Below are 16,560 nucleotides of genomic sequence, written 5' to 3'. Positions count from 1 at the left end.
CGGAAAGGCGTGCCCTCCGGAGCGCCTGATCCCACCTCAAGTCGAGGTGAGCCAGGTCACGTTGACTGTCGGCGGACGACGGGCTTAGCTTCCTCCGGTCTTTACGATCCCATCACATCGGCGGGGGGCCCAGTGATGTGCGGGTGCCACGCCTGGAAAGGAAATCTCAGGTGATTCTGCGCGCCCGTAAATTTCTTCTCACCGCGGCCGTGGGCGCCGTCGTCGCGCTGTTCGGAATTCCGCTCGCATTCGCCGTGGACGCGACGGGAGAGCAGGCCGACGACATCCCGCCGACCGCGGTCGAGTTCTTCGGATATCCGGGAGCCGAGAGGATTCTCGCGACCAAGGGCATCAAGCTGGTGAAGGGCGACGGTCACATCCTGCTGGCCGAGTGCGACCAGGCGCCGGGGCAGATCAAGGTGCTGACCGTCGGGGACGACAGCGTCGGCCGGGACGACACCTACTGCTTCGAGGCCACCGCCAGGACGGGCTATCTCACGCTGGAGCTGCCCCGGGTCTTCGCCCTGGAGACGGGCGAGCACCCGATCAGCGCCGACCTCACCGCCAACGGCGCGACCACGACCGTCGAGGTGCCCGAGGACGGCTTCGAGCCGGTCGGCGAGGGCACGGTCGGCGGGGCCAGGTCGGTCCTCGTCGAGATCCGTGTCACCGGCTGACCTGTCGCCGGCCGACGTGTCCCACCAGCCACGTACCTAAGGAATCCCGTGCCCAGTTCACGACCGCGCGCGGCTCTCGCCGCCACCGCAGCACTCCTGGCGACCGCGACCGCCGCGACCGTCCTCACCACCGCCTCCGCGTCCGCCGTCGCCGGAGACCCCGCCGCCGACGGCACTTACACCTTCAGCGCGAAGCTCGTCATGGGCGACTCCGAACGAGCCTGCTCCGGTTCTCTGGTGGCGCCCGAGTGGATCGCCACCGCCGCGAGCTGCTTCGCCACCGATCCGCAGCAGCCGACCGCGGTCGCCCCGGGCAAGCCCGCCTGGAGGACCGTCGCCACCATCGGCCGTACGGATCTCACCTCCGCCACGGGCGTGGTCTCCGAGGTCGTCGAGCTCGTGCCGTACGAGGGCCGTGATCTCGTACTGGCCCGGCTCGCACGGCCCGCCACCGGGATCGCGCCGCTCCCGCTCGCCTCCGCCGTGCCGGCCGCGGGCGAGAGCCTGAAGGCCACGGGATACGGCCGTACGGCGACCCAGTGGGTGCCCGACAAGCTGCACTCCGCCGCCTTCACCGTGGACGGCGCGCCCGCCGCCGGCTCGGTCGATCTCGCGAGTGCGGGAGCCTCTTCGGCGATCTGCGCGGGTGACACCGGCGGGCCCGTCGTCCGCGAGAGCGGCGGCCGGGCCGAGCTGGTCGCGGTCAGCAGCCGTTCCTGGCAGGGGGGTTGCTTCGGCACCGACGAGGCCGAGACCCGGACCGGCGCGGTGGCCACCCGGGTGGACGACCTGGGCGCCTGGATCAGCTCCAAGGTGAACGCGACCCGTGTGACCGACTTCAACTGCGACGGTGTAGAGGACGTGGCGGGCGGTGACCCCGAGGCGTCGGTGGCCGGTCTGTCGGCGGCCGGCCTGGTGCGGGTCGTCTACGGCGCCGGCAAGGGCAACGTGGTGCTCCACCAGGACGTCGACGGTGTGCCGGACACGGCCGAGGCGGGCGACCGGTTCGGCCAGGAGCTGGCCGTGTTCGACCACAACGAGGACGGCTGCTCCGATCTGGTCGTGGGTGTCCCCTCAGAGGACGCCGGCACCGTGGCGGACGCCGGTCTGGTGACCGTTCTCTACGGCTCCCGCGACGGCCTGGGCAAGGGCGCCGCGGCGTTGAGCCTCCAGCAGGGAACGGGCTCGGGCGCCGTCAAGGAGAACGTGCCGGTGGCGGACGACCGGATGGGCGCCGCCCTGGCCGCCGGCCACACCGCCGCAGGCGAGCCGTACCTGGTCATCGGTGTCCCCGGCAAGAACCTGAAGGGCCATGTGGACGCGGGGCTTGTCTTCTATCTGCGCGGCACCACCAACGTCTCCATCCACCAGGACGACCCGGGCGTGGTGGGCGTCATCGAGGGCGGTGACCGGTTCGGCGCCGCAGTGACGGCCTCGCCGAACCATCTCGCGATCGGCGCTCCGGGCGAGACCTCCGACACGGCCGCCGCGGAAGCCGGATCGGTCACGGTACTCAAGCACCAACTGAGCGCGGACAACATACCGACCCCCGTGGCCACCGTCGACCAGGACACCGACGGCATCAGCGACGCCGCCGAGCCGGGCGACCGGTTCGGAGAGTCCCTGTCGATGACCGCGTACCGCCCCTCCGGCGCCACCGCCGCCACCGACTCGATCCTCGCGGTCGGCACACCCGGCGAGACGCTGTGGGTCGGCACGACCTCCTTCGCCGACGCGGGCCAGGTGACCACCCTGCGGGTGAGCGCGGCCGGTGCGGTCACCCAGCTCGCCACCATCCACCAGGGGATCGCCGGCGTGAACGGAGCCTCGGCCACCGGCGACGAGTTCGGCGCGGAGGTCGCCACCGCGAACACCGCACCGAACGAGACGGGCACGGCCTCGACCATGCTGCTGGCGGTCGGCGTACCCGGCAAGGACATCGCCACGGCCACCGACGCGGGCATCGTGATGACCTTCTCGCTCCTGGGCGAGCCGGGAGACTCCGAGCACTGGATCGAAGCGGGCAACGCACGCGGCCTGCCCGGCACCCCCGGCGCGTCGCAGCGCGTGGGCAACTACCTCAACGCCACCGGCACGCACCTGTGGATCGGCATGCCGCACGGCCCCGCCGAGCGCGGCGCCGTCCACGGGCTGCCGTGGTCGAACGCCATGGGCGGCACGGGCGGGACGGTGACGACGTACCAGCCCGGCCTCAACGGCCTGGCTCTCACCGGCAAGGCCTTCGGCATGTCGATCCGCTGACGCGCGGAGCCGCCGGCGGGAGACCGGGACGTCAGATGTCCTCCGGCTCCGGCTCGAACGTGAAATAGACGCTCAGCGTGCAGGGCTGGTCCTCGTCGTGTGCGAAGTCCCAGGACACATCCACCAGGAAGACCCTGTGTTCCGCCACCCACTCGGAGGCCTTCCTGAAGGCCTCCGCGGCGGTGGTGGCGGGGAACAGCTTCCTGGCCATGGGATGCACGGCCGTCTCGGCGTCCGCGTCGTCGAAACCCTGCGGTACGTCCAGACAGCGGCGGGGATCGGACACCATGGACTACGCCCTTTTCGGTCGACGCGCTGAGCATGACGCACGGTAGGACCGCCGCACATGCGGAAGGGTTGCCTCTGCCGGTCCCGGGCCCCCGCCGGCCGTCCCGAGTGGACGGCAGGCGGGGGCATTTCACGCGGTCGGCGTGCGCGGGCGCCGTGCGCTGGACCTCCAGCCGCCTGCGCTACACCTCCAGCCGCCCCAGCAGCGCCTCGTACTCCTCCCACAGCCCCTTCGGCGCGTGCTCCCCGAAGGTCTTCAGGTGCGCCGGGATCAGCGAAGCCTCCTCGCGCCACACCTCCCGGTCCACCGACAGCAGCAACTCCAGCTCCTCGTCGGACAGTTTCAGGCCCGCCGTGTCCAGGGACTCCTTCGTCGGCAGCACACCGATCGGGGTCTGCTCACCGTCCGCCGTGCCCTCCAGCCGCTCCACGATCCACTTCAGCACCCGGCTGTTCTCGCCGAAGCCGGGCCATACGAAGTGGCCCGCGTCGTCCTTGCGGAACCAGTTCACGTAGTAGATCTTCGGCAGCTTCGACTCGTCGCCCCTGGCCGCCGCCTTCGCGCCGATCTCCAGCCAGTGGCCCATGTAGTCGCCCATGTTGTAGCCGCAGAACGGCAGCATGGCGAACGGGTCGCGGCGCAGTTCGCCGACCTTGCCCTCGGCGGCCGCCGTCTTCTCGGAGGCGACGTTGGCTCCGAGGAACACTCCGTGCTGCCAGTCGAACGACTCGGTGACCAGCGGTACGGCGGTGGCGCGGCGGCCGCCGAAGAGGATGGCCGAGATCGGGACCCCCTTGGGGTCCTCCCACTCGGGCGCGATGATCGGGCACTGCCCGGCCGGGACGGTGAAGCGGGCGTTGGGGTGTGCGGCTGGCGTACCGGACTCGGGCGTCCAGTCGTTGCCCTTCCAGTCGGTGAGATGGGCGGGCGGTGCCTCCGTCATGCCCTCCCACCAGACGTCGCCGTCGTCCGTCAACGCCACATTGGTGAAGACCGAGTTGCCCCACATCGTCTTCATCGCGTTGGCGTTGGTGTGCTCGCCGGTGCCGGGCGCGACACCGAAGAAGCCCGCCTCGGGATTGATCGCGTACAGCCGGCCGTCCTCGCCGAACCGCATCCACGCGATGTCGTCACCGATGGTCTCCACCGTCCAGCCGGAGATGGTGGGTTCCAGCATGGCGAGGTTCGTCTTGCCGCACGCCGACGGGAAGGCCGCGGCCACGTACCTGGACTTCCCGCGCGGCGGGGTGAGTTTGAGGATCAGCATGTGCTCCGCGAGCCAGCCCTCGTCACGCGCCATGACGGACGCGATACGCAGCGCGTAGCACTTCTTGCCCAGCAGCGCGTTGCCGCCGTACCCGGAACCGTACGACCAGATCTCGCGGGTCTCGGGGAAGTGCGAGATGTACTTGGTGCTGTTGCACGGCCACGGTACGTCGCTCTCGCCCTCGGCCAGCGGCGCGCCCAGCGTGTGGACGGCCTTGACGAAGAAGCCGTCCGGGCCGAGTTCGTCGAGGACCGCCTGTCCCATACGGGTCATGGTGCGCATGGAGGCCGCGACATACGCGGAGTCGGTGATCTCGACACCGATCGCGGAGAGCGGTGAGCCCAGCGGGCCCATGCAGAACGGCACCACGTACATCGTCCTGCCGCGCATCGCACCGCGGAAGACGCCCTTGTCGCCGGTGAAGATGTCCCGCATCTCGGCGGGCGCCTTCCAGTGGTTGGTCGGGCCCGCGTCCTCCTCCTTCTCGGAGCAGATGTATGTACGGTCCTCGACGCGCGCCACATCGGACGGGTCGGAGGCCGCGTAGTACGAGTTCGGCCGCTTGACCGGGTCGAGCTTGATGAAGGTCCCCTTGGCGACGAGCTCCCCGCACAGGCGCTCGTACTCGCTCTCGGACCCGTCGCACCAGACCACCCTGTCCGGCTGTGTGATTGCTGCGATCTCGTCGACCCAGGAGATCAATTCCCCGTGTTGCGTGGGGAGAGCGCTGGGGAGGGTGCTGGGGACGGCGCTGGGAGCCGCGATATCGCGCGCCACGATTGCTCCTTGATGAGGGTTTTTGAGTTTGTGCCCCTTGGGGGCCGCGGCCCGGACGCTTCGTAGCGTTCGCGGCCCCACTGGCCGCTCATCCGGTACCGACCGCACTCATTTGATCATCCGATTCTAGCGCCCATCTGTCCAGGGGGCCGCACACGTGAGCATGGCCACTCTTCACACGGGCATCGCGACCCCGGCGAGACGGCATCACCACCCCGCCAGGATGGCCGTAGGGTGAATTTGTACTGAAACGTAACCTACGCTCCCGTAGGTAGCATGTGCCTATGACTCCTGCAGCGCCCGAGCCCCTCGCCAACCCGCGGTCACAGGAAGCGCACAGACCAAGGGAAGGGGGCACCGAACAGCTCGGCGCGGCCAGGACGGCCGACGCGGCCGGCGCGGTGGACGCCGTCGGCACGGCCGACCCGGCCGGCGCGGCCAGTGCGGTCAAACCAAGGCTCCGGGGCTGGCTGCACGCGGGCATGTTCCCGGCCGTACTGGTCGCGGGAATGGTCCTGGTCATCTTCACCGGCTCGACCCGCGCCCGGGTCGCCTGCGGGATCTACATCCTGACCGCCTGCCTGCTCTTCGGCGTGAGCGCGATATATCACCGGGGCACCTGGGGCCCGCGCGGCGAGGCCGTCCTCCGGCGGCTCGACCACGCCAATATCTTCCTGATCATCGCGGGCACCTACACCCCGCTGACCATGCTCCTGCTGCCCGATTCCAGCGGCCGGACCCTGCTCTGGGCGGTATGGGCCGCCGCCGCGGCCGGGATCGCCTTCCGGGTGCTCTGGGTCGGGGCGCCGCGCTGGCTCTACACGCCGTGCTACATCGCGATGGGCTGGGCCGCGGTCTTCTACCTCCCCGACTTCCTGCGCACGGGCGGGATCGCCGTACTGGTACTGGTGATCGTCGGCGGGCTGCTCTACAGCGTCGGCGGGGTGGTCTACGGGCTGAAGCGCCCCAACCCGTCACCGCGCTGGTTCGGCTTCCACGAGGTGTTCCACTCCTTCACCCTGGCCGCGTTCGTCGTGCACTTCGTCGGCATCTCCCTGGTGGCCTACCAGCACTCCTGAGCCGTCCGCCGGGCGCCCGCCGAGCCGCCCGCGCACAACCGCCGGAGCACCCCACCACAACTCCAAACTTGACGCTCACCACCTTTTGGGAGTTACTGTCACTTGACACTAACTCCCGGAGGAGGGCTGCCATGGGCCGCCGATGGTGGGCGCTCGGCGCCCTCGTCGCGAGCATGCTCGTGCTCGGTTTCGATCTGACGATCCTCAATGTGGCGCTGCCGACGACGGCCGCGGAGCTGGGCGCCACCACCAATCAGCAGCAGTGGACGGCCGACGCCTATGTCGTCGTCTTCGCCGCCCTGATGCTCCCCGCGGGACTGCTCGGCGACCGCTTCGGCCGCCGCCGGATGCTCATCGCCGATCGCCGGGGGCCTGGTCGTCCTTGCCTTCGCGGCGGTCCTCGGCAGCCGTACGACCGTGGACAGCGGGTACGGGTTCACCGCGCTGTGGCTGTCCATCGCCGGGGTGGGCTTCGGCTTCGCCGTCGTACCGGCCATGGACGGGGCCGTCGCCACCCTGCCCGCGGACCGGGCCGGCAGCGGCTCCGGGCTGCTGATGACCGTACGGCAGATGGGCAGCGCGGCCGGGATCGCCCTGCTGGGCTCGCTGCTCGCCGCCGCCTACGCGTCCCGGCTGGACACCTCGGGGCTGCCCGCCGCCGCCGCGGACACCGCCGGGGACTCGGCGGTCGCCGCGCACGTCGTCGCCGAGACGCTGGGCTCGCCCGGGCTCGCGGCCTCGGCGGACGCCGCGTACGTCCATGGCATGAATCTCGCCCTGCTGGTCTGCGGCGCCGCCGCGCTGGCCTCGGCGCTGCTGGTCGCCACACTACTGCCGGATCCCGGACGGGCGGCGCGGCGCGCCGGTGACGGCGCGGACAAGAACGGGGATCCCGGCGGTGACGCGGGCGTGGCCCCGGCGCCCGCCGATGCCCGACAATAGGAACCATGGCCGCCACTTCCCGTACCCCCCTCGCGGAGCACGAGCCCCCGATGGGCCTGCGCGAGCGCAAGAAGCTCAAGACCCGGATCGCGATCCGGCGGGCGACCTACGGACTGATCGCCGAGCAAGGGTACGAGGCGACCACCATCGAACAGATCGCGGAGGCGGCCGAGGTGTCTCCCTCGACCGTCTTCCGCTACTTCCCGACCAAGGAAGACATCGTCCTCACCGACGAGTACGACCCGGTCATGGCGTCCGTGCTGCGCGCCAGGCCGGCCGGCGAACCGCCGCTGGAGTCCATCCGGTTCCTCATGGACCAGACGATGCGGACCGTCATGGCGACGGGGCTCGACGAGATGGTCCAGCGCACCAAGCTGATGGTCGAAGTCCCGGCCGTACGCGCCAGGATGACCGAGACCATGTCGTCGACGGCGAAGCTGTTCGCGGAGGTGCTGGCGGAGCGCACCGGCCGGGAGCCGGACGACATCGAGGTGCGGATCTTTGTCGCGGCGGTACTGGGCGCGCTGCGCGAGGTCACCCTGTACTGGGGCGAGCGCGGCTGCCGGGACGATCTCCTCGACCTGATCCACCGCGCCCTGGACGGCCTGACGGCCGGCCTGCGGCTCTAGACCTTGTCCGGGGCCCTGTCCCGCGGATCTTCGCGGGACAGGGCCTGGACCGTCTCACCGGCCCGCGCCGGCAAGGCCGGTCGGGTCAGTGCGGGCCGGTCAGCCGGGCCGTGATCGTCTTCGGGCGCTGGTACTCGTGCAGCGCCAGCGTGCTGAGGTCCGTGCCGTGGCCCGAGGCGCCCCGGCCGCCGTGCGGCAGCTCCGCGGTCTGTACGAGATGGCAGTTCACCCAGGCCTCGCCCGCGTTCAGCCGCCCCGCCAGGTCCAGCCCAGCCGCCAGGTCCCGGGTCCAGACGCTCGCGGCGAGGGCCTGCGGCACGCCGTTCGCCAGCGCGAGCGCGTCCTCGACGGTGTCCGCCGACTGGACCGTCAGAAGCGGGCCGAAGACCTCCTCGACCACCGCCGGATCGTCGTCCGGCAGACCGGCGAGGACACGGGCCGGGCGCCAGTAGCCGTCCTCCTCGCCCTCCCCCGGGGCGAGTTGGCCGGTCGTCTGTTCCTTCGCGGCGGACGCGCCGACGATACGGTCGTAACGCGCCGCCTGGTCCGCGTTGTTGAGCGGCCCGAAGTCCTGGCCCGCGCGCCGCTCGCGCATCGCGTCACCGAGCAGGGCCACAGCCGACTCGTAGTTCTCGCGCAGCGTGATCACCCGCGCGGGGACGGCGCAGCTCTGGCCCGCGTTGTACGTGGCCGCCGCGGCCAGCTCCGTCCAGGTGAAGGCGGGGGCGTCGGGCAGGACGACGACCGGGCCGTTGCCGCCCAGTTCCAGGCTGACCCGCCGCGTACCGGCCCGTGCCGCCACATCGGCCCCGGCGGGCGCGCTGCCGGTGAACGCGACCATGTCGACCCCGGACCCCACCAGCAGCCGCCCGGTCTCCCGGTCACCGGGCAGCGCCTGGAGCACGGACTCCCCCAGCGCCTCGCGCGCGTGCTCGGCGAGCAGGACCAGTGAGTCGGGGGTGGTCTCGGCGGGCTTGGCGACGACCGTGTTCCCGGCGGCGAGGGCCGGCGCGCAGCGCCAGGTCGCCATCATCAGCGGGTAGTTCCAGGGGACGACCACCCCGACGACCCCGATCGGCTCCCAGCGGACCCAGCTCTCGTGGCCCGCGACAAAGCTCCCGGCGGCCGGGGCGGACCGCGTGCGCGCCGCCCAGGCGTAGAAACGGAAGAGGTCGGCCGCCTGCTCCACCTCGCCGGCCGTCTCGGACGCGGGCTTGCCCGTACCGGCCCGCTCCAGCGCGCCGTACTCCTCGGCGTGCTCCTCGATCAGCGCGGCGAGCCGCTCCAGCCGCCGCGACCGCTCCCTCGGTGTCAGCGCCCGCCAGCCGCCGAAGGCCCGCCGGCCCGCGGCGGTCACCAGGGCGACCTGCTCCTCCCGGGCGACCGTGAGGTCCCCGCGCACGCGTCCGGTACGGGGGTCGGTGAGGGCGAGCGTGTGCAAGGGAGCCTCCATCAGCGGATGTCGTAGGCGCGCAGCCACAGTTCCAGGGTGAGTACGAGCCACAGCTTGCCGCCCTGCCTCGGCAGCAGCGCGCCCTCGCCGCGCATCCAGGCGCGTACGGTGTCCTGCCGGAAGAGGCCGCGGGCGCGGGCCTCCCCGCCCAGCAGCAGATCGCCCGCCAGCTCGCGCAGCGGCCCGCCGAGCCACTGCTGGACCGGTACGCGCATCCCGCTCTTGGGCCGGTCGACGACCGTGCCGGGCAGCAGGTCCCGTACCGCCTCCTTCAGCACCCACTTCTCCACCGCGCCGTTCAGCTTCCAGCGGGGCGGGGTGGCGAAGGCGTGGTCGACGACCCGGCGGTCGAAGAGCGGGGCGCGGCCCTGGAGGCCCTGGGAGGCGGTGAGCCGTTCGACCTTGGTGAGGATGTGGTGGGCGCCCTTGGTGCGCAGATTGCAGTGCAGAAGCTGGTTGAGCAGATGGTCCATCCGGCCTTCGCGGGCCGCGGGCGTCAGATAGGGGGCGACGAAGCGCTCGGGCGCGGGCGCGGTGGCGAGGGCGTCGAGCGCGTCGGCGGTGAGCAGATCGGGCAGATCGGTGTAGCACTTGCGGTACGAGCGGAGGTACGTGGTCGTACGCGCGGCCCTGCCCGGGTCGCCGGTCGCCGCGGCCACATCGCCCCGGTGCATCTCGTGGACCAGCATGGGCAGGTTCTTGGGCCCGCCGAACACCGGGTCGCCGCCCTCCCCGTTCAGCACGACCTTCAGCCCGTCGCCGGCCACCGCCTCGGCGAGCATCAGGTTCGGTACGGTCAGCGGATCGCCGACGGGGCTGTCGAGCAGCGCGGCGGCCTCCGCGAGGCGTGCGGCCACGGCGGTCCCGGAGACCGTGAGCACCCGGTGGCGGGTGTGGCAGTGGGCGGCGACCAGGCCCGAGTAGCCCAGTTCGTTGGGGAGTTCGTCGCCGAAGCTGATGGAGTAGGTGTGCACGGGGTAGGCGTGCAGCTTGGCGGCGAGGGCGGTGACCAGCGAACTGTCGACGCCGCCGGAGAGCAGGACACCCACGGCCGCCGCCTCGGGAAGCCGTCGCGCGGTCGCCTCCTCCAGGAGTTCACGCAGCCGCAGGGCGTACCGCTCCGGCGGTGCGCCGTCGTCCTCGATCAGCTCCCGGGGCTCCCAGTAGTGCTCCTCGGTGAGGGTGCCGTCCGGCGCGAGCCGCAGACACCGTCCGGGCAGCACCTCGCGCACGCCGCGCAGCAGGGTCTCCTCGCCTGGCAGGTAGGCGAAGGTCAGGAAGGAGCGTACGGCGGCGAGTTCGAGGCCGGTGTCCAGCGCGGGCCAGCGGCGCAGGGCACGCAGCGAGGTGGACGCGGCCCAGCAGTCCGCGGCGCGTGCGTAGAAGAGGGTGCGGGCGCCGACGTGGTCGCGGATCAGCACAAGACCGGCGTCCTCGTGCACGGCGAGCGCGAACATGCCCTCGGCCGCGCGGATCCCGTCCGTACCGAGCCGTGCCCAGCAGCGCAGCAGCAGTTCGCCGTCCGGGCAGTCGGGCGGGGCGGGCGCGCCGGCCGCGGCGAGGGCGGCGAGCAGCTCGGGCCGGTTGTGCAGGGTGACCTCGCCGACCGCCGTACGGCCGTACGCGGTGAACGGACCCGTGGCATGGCCCGGTTCGTCCTCGACCAGCGCCAGCGCGGGGCCTTCGGGGCGTACGGAGGCACCGGTCGCCGTCAGTTGGTCCCTGGCGTGCTGGGAATCCGCCGCCAGGAAGGCGCTGAACCGCGCCATGGTCACGCTCCTCGTGCTGTCACGCCTGCTGTCACGCCTGCCTGCCCGCCCGCCGTACGGCTGGTCCGCCGCGGCCGTACGGTCCGCACGCCGCGGCCCGTACGAAACCGTCCGCTCCTACGAAGCCGCCCGGTCGGCGGCTCATCCGAAGTCGTCGTCGCTCCAGCCGCCGTCGCCGTCGGAGTCCCAGCCCGCGTCGGAGTCGAAGCCGCCGCCGTCGTCACCGGTGTCGCCGTCGTCGCCCCACTCGCCGCCGTCGGGGCCGCCGCCGCCCGAACTGCTCTGAGCCTGCTGCCTGAGCTCTTCCTCCTCCTCGGGGCTGAGGGCCGTCGGCGGGAACTGCGCTGCGGTCACCGCGAGCGTCGCCAGGCCGAGTCCGCCGAGCAGCACGCCCATGCGCCCGCCGAACGAGGTCCGGTTGACCATGACCGTCTCGCCCTGGCCCCAGACCGTACGGCCGTAGCCGAGGTCGCGGCCGTAGATGACGGTGCCGTCCGCGTACGTCCGTTTGATGATCCGCTGCCCGAGCAGCTCGTCGGTGCCGGACATCCCCCGGTTGTCGTGCCAGCGCACCACGGTGGAGCTGTCGCGCCGCCGCCACTCCTCGCGCCCGTCCTCGTACCGCCGGTGGACGGTGCGGTCGGCAAGCAGCTCGTCTCTGTACGGTGTTTCGCGGGGCCGGTTCATCGCCTCGTGTCCTCGTATCGCCTGGTCTCGCCGGGTCGGTTCGTCGGCCATGTCATGAATCCGGCCGTACGCAGCTCACGCAGGCCCGTCCATATGGAGTGGCTGGGGATCCTCGGCCCGCGCACCTGGCGCAGCACCGTACGCAGCAGACGCGCCGGGGGTACGGCCTCCACCTCCGCGAAGCGTCCCTCGGCGAGCCAGTCGCGCTCGCGGGGTCTCAGGGCCACGTGCGCCGCCGGCAGTCCGGGCCCGTCCGGGTCCGGGGCGGGGCCGCGCGGGGAGGTGAGGTGCAGGGCGGCGGCGTGCCGGGGTACGAGCCCCATGGACGCGACGCGTACGGCGTGGCCGCCCGGGGCGCCCGCGACGCTGTCGCGCACGCGCGCGACAAGGGCGAGACCGGCGGTGCTCGCGTCGTGCAGGACGTGCACGGTGGCGCCGTCGACCCGGCCGAGCCCGGCGACCAGGCGGGGGTCGAGGGGCAGGCTGTCGGGGGTGAGGACCGGGCAGGCGGCCTCCAGATGGACATCGTTCGCGAGGAGCATCCGGGCGACGGAGCGGCTCTGGCAGACGAGCAGCCGGGGCAGGCCGTAGTCGTAGAGGTCGGGCTCGGCGGGCTCCCGCGGCGGCGCCTGTGCGGTGCGATCCTCCGCTCCGGCCTCCGCCTCCCTATCCAGTACGGGTACGGGCTCCAGCAGGCCGGGCACCTCCCCGTACCGCCGCAGCGCCTCCTCGAACCGCTCGTACCGCACGGGCGCCGCCGGGGTCACCGGCAGCCGCCGTGGCACGGCTCCCAGCGGCCGCAGCACCCGGCACATCTCGTAGTAGAGCTGCCGCTCGGTGAACCGGATCCGTCCGGGCGCCCCGACCCGGGAGACGGCGGTGGCCAGCGCACGGTCGAGAAGCCGCGCGCGTATTCCGTCGCCGCCGGGAGTGCTCGTCGTCGGCGGTGTCATCGGCGCGGCTCTCCCGGCCAGGTGAGGAAGCCCAGCGCCTCCGCCCTGCGCTGGACGGGGTCGCCGGAGGCGGTGACGCGTTCGGCGACGCGGGTGACCGCCGCCAGGAGCTTGGCCGGCGGGACGGCGATGAGGGAGGTCGACCAGCCCTTGGCCAGCCAGTCCAGTTCGGCCTCGGTGAGCGTGCCGCCGGCGCGCAGGCTCTGGATGGCCTCGGGCGTCGGCTTCGGGCCGCGTACCCCCGCGTCCTTCACCCGCATCACCGCCCGTGGCGGCAGGCCCGCGTCGACGACCTTGCGGCCGGGCAGCTTCTGCCGGGCCCGCAGGAGCACCTGACAGCCGGCGGCGCTCGCGTCGTGCAGGACGATCACCGGCACGCCGTCCGGTACGTCCAGCAGATCGGCGACCACGCTCATCCCGTACCGGTCCGGGACCCGGTTGGCAGTCAGGAAGGCGGCGATGGCGTCGTCGGGGCAGAGCAGCGCGACCCGAGCGCCGTCCCGCTGGCGGGCGCCCCGGAACGCGTGACGGTCCACGATCCCGTGCGGGACCGAACCGTAGACCCTGGGCCACTCGGTCAGCAGGGCGTACCGCACCTCGTCCATCGTGCTGTTGCGCGCGACCTTGGGGTTCTTGAAGCCGGAGTACACGGTGATGAGGACACCGATCAGGATCACCGCGCCGAAGAAGGTGAAGACCCCGCCGCCGCTGACCTTGTCGCCGATCACGACCAGGACGCAGGCGACCGGCACGCCGATCAGCGCGCAGCCGATGGCCCCGGCGTAACCAGTGCCGTTGGAGTTCTTCTGGATCTTGCGCGCGGCGGCGGCCCAGAACTGCTCGACGGTCACCGCCACCGTACCGCCGGCGGTGAGCTTGGCGGTCAGCCGTCCGATCCGCGCGTCACCGAGCCGCAGGGCATTGGTCTTGGGATCCATGACATACGTGCGGTGGCACTTGGAACAGGTCTTGTTCGGCCGCTCCTTGAGCAGCAGATTCTGGTTGCAGTGCGGGCAGATCACCGTCGGCCCTCCAGTGCGGACGCGATCCTGCGCAGCCCGGCCGCGAACCGCTCCCGTGCGGTGAGCGCGCCGACGCCGCGGATCCGCTGGACCCGCTCGATGTCGCGCAGCGCGGCGGCGAGCAGTCCGAAGTCGGTGCCGATCCGGGCGACGGTGCCGACGCTGCGGCGGCTGCTCCGTACGACATCGTCCGTGGCGCGGCGCTCGGCCTCGTCCGCGGTGATGGCGTAGTCCTCGTGGTCGATGCCGAAGCCGGTGTTGGCGGCGAGGATGTTGAGCGGTTTCGTGCCCCGGTTGGCGAAGGAGTGGGGCATCATCTCGGGGATACGGATCATCCCCCCGGGCGCCAGCGGGATCTCGGTGACCCGGCCGCGCGGCGCGTCCCAGAGGCCGCAGGAGGCATGGCCGAGGCTCAGGACGAAGTGCTCGCCGCCGTGCGCGTGCGGGGTGAAGGCACTGCGCGGTCCCACGACACCGATCTTGACGGTGGCGTTGGAGGGGCGCTCGGGCGAGGTGCGCGCGTCACCGACGAGATAGTGGGCGAACTGCCCGTCGTCGATGAAGGGCAGGAACTCCTCGCGCGGCCCGAGCTCCCGCGCGCCGTCGCGGTCCGCGAACAGCACGCTTCCGTCCGGGCCGATATGGAACAGCTCGACGCCGTACGGCAGTTCACGCGCCAGCCGCCCCATACCCCGAAGCCCCGGACTGCCGGAACCGGTATCCACGTCGGACATCGACGCCCCCCATCACGCTGTGGACCACCACCGCATGGTAGGCCCACCTTCGGGAACAAGCGGCACGGACGGCACAAATGCCAGACGAGATCAGGATGAACGGAGCGCGTCCGTGGCCAGATTCCGTACGCGGTCGTCACCGACGGACATCATGTACTCGCCCAACTGCCGTACGTCCGGGGCCTTTGAGCGGTGCAGAAGGGTCACGGCGTGCACCAGTGCGCGGGGCGACGCCTCGGCTTCGAGGACGGCCATGGCGAGTTTCGCGGCGAGCGGGCCGTCGACGAGGGCGGCCGCGCCGGCCAGATCGACGAGCTGGGTGGCGAGGTCGAACGCCGGAGGCTTCCGGTCCGGGTGCGGATGCGGGTGGCCGTGCGGGCGCCCGTGCGGGTCCGCTTGCAGGACAAGGGAGTTGACGCCGCGCTCGACCGTCTCGGCGAGGTCGGGCAGCACCAGGGCCACCATCGTCTCGGGCATGAGATCGCCGAGCTGGTCCTCGAAGTACTCGGTGTCCGCGATGCGTACGAGCGCCCGGAAGGCCGCTTCCCGCTGTCCGGCGGTACGTTTCTCCTCCGCCGGTTCCGCGCTGTCGCCGACGGCTATCGCGAGCTGGGCGAAGGTGCTGTCGACCGCGAACTTCCGGTTGACCAGGACCTCGTACCAGGGGGTGGCCGCGGGCGAACCCGCCGCCCGGATCAGCGCTTCGTACCCCGCGGGCTCGCCCCAGGTGGTGAGGGCGAGGCAGGCGAGGAAGCGCTCCCGGGCGGGGGCCGCGGGATCGGACATCATCTCGGTCAGTCCTGGGACCCGGGCGCGGTGGCGGGGGTCGTCGAGGCCGCCGTAGATGACTTCGTCGGTGTCGGCCACCGGCCGATCGTCGAAATCGGTGCCGAGGAGCTGGTCGAAACGGCTCATGGCGGGCCTCCTTTCTGGTGCGCGTGCTGCGGATCCGGTGCGGACCGAGTACTGGTGACGGATCGGGTACGGGTGGAACGGGGCGGCTACGGGTGAACGGGCCCGCGGCTGCCGGGTGATGAAGTCGTGCGGCGCGCGATGTTACGGCGTCGGCCCCGCACGGTGTGCGGCGGGGCACCGCACAGGGCCGGGGTGGCGCCGGGGCCGTGGCTCACCCCGTCTGCTTCAGGACGATGACCTTGTATTCCTTGCCGTCGATGATGGTCGTCTCCGTACCGGTCTGCGTGAACTTGCCGTCGCGCGGGATGAGGACCTCCGACTCCCTGCCCCGATAGCGGGACAGCGGGTCGATGTTGCGGCCGTTGTCCGTCTCGATGCGGACGAGCACCGACTCGCCCTGCCGGCCGTTGCTCTTCGCGTTGGCGGCGGCGCGCTGGGCCTTGTTGATGTCGGTGGATGTGCTGAGGTACTCGGGCATGGTGATCTCTTCACCCGCGGCGTACCTGTCGAGCATCTCCTGCGGCATGAACGTACCCCGGTAGACGGTCGCGCTGACCGGCGGCAGGTGCTCCAGGGCACGGTCCATCTTCTCGATGAACTCCGGGACCTTGGCGGCACGGCTGCCGGAGACCGGCTGGCCGCGCAGGTACATGTTGGCGTCATTGGCCCAGGGACCGGTGTAGTCGGCGATGATGAGCGCGTCCTCGGCGGTGAAGTCCTTGGTCAGCGGGTTCTCCTGAGCGATTCGCTCGACCTCCTCCGACCATTCCTTGCGGCCGTCCTTGCCCGGGCGGTACGTCGGGATCTCGTCCAGCGCGTGGAACGCGTCCATCGGCCGGTTGGCGTCGTCGCAGCTTCCGAGGTCCCCTTGCTCCACGTTGGGGTCGTTCGGGTTGTCGTCACCGATCTCGGGGTTCGGCCCGTCCTGTTCGGAGCCAAGGGCGTCCTGGGCCGCTTGCTCCGCGTCTTCGTACGTACCGAAACCGGCGAGGGACGCCGTGACCATCGCCTGCATCGCGGCCTGGGCGGCAGCGGCGTCGGGCTCGTCGGCGGCGAGGGTGTAGCGGGTGCGCGTGGGGGCACCGGTGGGGGTGGCGGTGGCGGT

Annotated in this window: 14 protein-coding genes and 1 pseudogene; 5 read left to right on the top strand and 10 right to left on the bottom strand. The window is 71.7% G+C overall.

Going from position 1 to position 16,560, the window contains the following annotated elements; translation table 11 throughout:
- Positions 1–170: 170 nt before the first annotated feature.
- Both WH07_RS41125 and WH07_RS14515 read left to right on the top strand, forming a co-directional pair.
- Positions 171–677, top strand: a complete 507-nt coding sequence (locus tag WH07_RS41125) for a hypothetical protein (RefSeq protein WP_232788894.1) — start codon at positions 171–173, stop codon at positions 675–677.
- A 48-nt stretch (positions 678–725) separates the two neighbouring features.
- On the top strand, positions 726–2,939 hold the full coding sequence (locus tag WH07_RS14515; protein ID WP_046500280.1) for a S1 family peptidase: 2,214 nt from the start codon (positions 726–728) through the stop codon (positions 2,937–2,939).
- A gap of 31 nt (positions 2,940–2,970) precedes the next feature.
- Here WH07_RS14515 and WH07_RS14510 read toward each other — a convergent pair whose 3' ends face one another.
- Both WH07_RS14510 and WH07_RS14505 read right to left on the bottom strand, forming a co-directional pair.
- Complete coding sequence (locus tag WH07_RS14510) at positions 2,971–3,228, bottom strand: hypothetical protein (protein ID WP_046500279.1); 258 nt, start codon at positions 3,226–3,228, stop codon at positions 2,971–2,973.
- A gap of 181 nt (positions 3,229–3,409) precedes the next feature.
- On the bottom strand, positions 3,410–5,272 hold the full coding sequence (locus tag WH07_RS14505; protein WP_046500278.1) for a phosphoenolpyruvate carboxykinase (GTP): 1,863 nt from the start codon (positions 5,270–5,272) through the stop codon (positions 3,410–3,412).
- Positions 5,273–5,556: 284 nt separating this feature from the next.
- Between WH07_RS14505 and trhA the strand changes: the two genes are divergently transcribed.
- The 3 genes and pseudogenes from trhA (at position 5,557) to WH07_RS14485 (ending at position 7,922) form a co-directional block, all read left to right on the top strand.
- On the top strand, positions 5,557–6,351 hold the full coding sequence (gene trhA / locus WH07_RS14500) for a PAQR family membrane homeostasis protein TrhA (RefSeq protein ID WP_079023221.1): 795 nt from the start codon (positions 5,557–5,559) through the stop codon (positions 6,349–6,351).
- Positions 6,352–6,482: 131 nt separating this feature from the next.
- Positions 6,483–7,293: pseudogene (locus WH07_RS37530) on the top strand (MFS transporter).
- A gap of 5 nt (positions 7,294–7,298) precedes the next feature.
- Entirely contained in the window at positions 7,299–7,922 is a 624-nt protein-coding gene (locus WH07_RS14485) for a TetR/AcrR family transcriptional regulator (RefSeq protein WP_046500274.1), read from the top strand.
- A gap of 85 nt (positions 7,923–8,007) precedes the next feature.
- Here the strand turns inward: WH07_RS14485 and WH07_RS14480 are convergent, their stop codons facing one another.
- From WH07_RS14480 to WH07_RS14445, 8 genes are all read right to left on the bottom strand, one after another.
- Positions 8,008–9,363, bottom strand: coding sequence for an aldehyde dehydrogenase family protein (locus tag WH07_RS14480; protein ID WP_232788893.1), 1,356 nt, complete (start codon positions 9,361–9,363; stop codon positions 8,008–8,010).
- A gap of 11 nt (positions 9,364–9,374) precedes the next feature.
- The gene (locus WH07_RS14475; protein ID WP_046500272.1) at positions 9,375–11,144 is read right to left on the bottom strand and encodes an asparagine synthetase B family protein; all 1,770 of its coding nucleotides are present in this window, start codon (positions 11,142–11,144) and stop codon (positions 9,375–9,377) included.
- Positions 11,145–11,285: 141 nt separating this feature from the next.
- Positions 11,286–11,831: a hypothetical protein gene (locus WH07_RS14470; RefSeq protein WP_046500271.1), complete on the bottom strand. Its 546-nt coding sequence runs from the start codon at positions 11,829–11,831 to the stop codon at positions 11,286–11,288.
- On the bottom strand, positions 11,828–12,784 hold the full coding sequence (locus WH07_RS14465) for a hypothetical protein (protein ID WP_046500270.1): 957 nt from the start codon (positions 12,782–12,784) through the stop codon (positions 11,828–11,830). The genes WH07_RS14470 and WH07_RS14465 overlap by 4 nt, the downstream gene beginning before the upstream one ends.
- Positions 12,781–13,806, bottom strand: a complete 1,026-nt coding sequence (locus WH07_RS36225; RefSeq protein ID WP_052744382.1) for a hypothetical protein — start codon at positions 13,804–13,806, stop codon at positions 12,781–12,783. The genes WH07_RS14465 and WH07_RS36225 overlap by 4 nt, the downstream gene beginning before the upstream one ends.
- A complete protein-coding gene (locus WH07_RS14455) occupies positions 13,803–14,540 on the bottom strand; it encodes a cupin domain-containing protein (RefSeq protein ID WP_232788892.1) in 738 nt (245 codons plus the stop codon). Before WH07_RS14455 ends, WH07_RS36225 begins: the two co-directional genes overlap by 4 nt.
- A gap of 90 nt (positions 14,541–14,630) precedes the next feature.
- A complete protein-coding gene (locus WH07_RS14450) occupies positions 14,631–15,455 on the bottom strand; it encodes a hypothetical protein (RefSeq protein ID WP_232788891.1) in 825 nt (274 codons plus the stop codon).
- Between the two features lie 211 nt (positions 15,456–15,666).
- On the bottom strand, positions 15,667–16,560 hold an 894-nt coding region (locus WH07_RS14445), incomplete at its 5' end, for an ADP-ribosyltransferase (protein WP_046500268.1).

Source organism: Streptomyces odonnellii, from assembly GCF_000981895.1.
GTDB classification, from domain to species: Bacteria; Actinomycetota; Actinomycetes; order Streptomycetales; family Streptomycetaceae; genus Streptomyces; species Streptomyces odonnellii.
This window is presented reverse-complemented; position numbering and strand designations above follow the sequence as displayed.